Here is a 1,089-nt window from a genome sequence, read left to right on the forward strand (position 1 = left end):
ACCCACATCCCACCCGGCTGCTCCTTCCACCCCCGCTGCCCCATGGCCCGGGACATCTGCCACACCGACGAACCCCCGCTGTACCAGGTCTCCGAGAACCGGGGCAGCGCCTGCCACTTCTGGAGGGAATGCCTCGATGGCCTCGACCACTGAACCCCTCCTCGAAGTCACCGGCCTGGTCAAGCACTACCCGCTCACCCAGGGCATCCTGTTCAGGAAGCAGACCGGCGCGGTCAAGGCCGTCGACGGCGTCGACCTCACCCTCACCCAGGGCGAAACCCTCGGCATCGTCGGCGAATCAGGCTGCGGCAAATCCACCCTCGCCAAGATGCTCGTCAACCTGGAGAGGCCGACGGCCGGCACGATCCGCTACAAAGGCGAGGACATCACCCGGCTGTCCGGCAAGGCCCTCAAAGCCGTCCGCCGCAACATCCAGATGGTCTTCCAGGACCCCTACACCTCCCTCAACCCCCGCATGACGGTCGGCGACATCATCGGCGAGCCCTACGACATCCACCCCGAAGCAGCCCCCAAAACCGACCGCCGCCGCAGGGTCCAGGAACTCCTCGACGTCGTCGGCCTCAACCCCGAATACATCAACCGCTACCCCCACCAGTTCTCCGGCGGCCAACGCCAGCGCATCGGCATCGCACGCGCCCTGGCACTACGCCCCGAGATCATCGTCGCCGACGAACCCGTCTCCGCCCTCGACGTCTCCGTCCAGGCCCAGGTCATCAACCTCCTCGACCGCCTCCAGACCGACTTCGACCTCTCCTACCTCTTCATCGCCCACGACCTGTCCATCGTCCGCCACATCTCCGACCGCGTCGCCGTCATGTACCTCGGCCGCATCGTCGAGACCGGCAGCGACACCCAGATCTACGACCACCCCACCCACCCCTACACCCAAGCCCTGCTCTCCGCCGTCCCCGTACCCGACCCCGACGCCCGCGAACACCGCGAACGCATCATCCTCACCGGCGACGTACCCTCCCCCACCAACATCCCCACCGGCTGCCGCTTCCGCACCCGCTGCTGGAAGGCGCAGGAACGCTGCACCCACGAAGACCCACTGCTCGCGGTCCCGGC

The 1,089-nt window shown here is 67.3% G+C and carries 2 protein-coding genes; both read left to right on the forward strand.

Annotated features, from left to right (window positions below):
* A partial coding sequence (locus ACH4LD_RS42995) for an oligopeptide/dipeptide ABC transporter ATP-binding protein (RefSeq protein ID WP_398060042.1) occupies positions 1 to 153 on the forward strand: 153 nt, incomplete at its 5' end.
* On the forward strand, positions 137 to 1,089 hold a 953-nt coding region (locus ACH4LD_RS43000; protein ID WP_398060040.1), incomplete at its 3' end, for an ABC transporter ATP-binding protein. The genes ACH4LD_RS42995 and ACH4LD_RS43000, both read left to right, overlap by 17 nt.

The organism is Streptomyces sp. NPDC017676 (genome assembly GCF_044329325.1).
GTDB lineage: Bacteria > Actinomycetota > Actinomycetes > Streptomycetales > Streptomycetaceae > Streptomyces.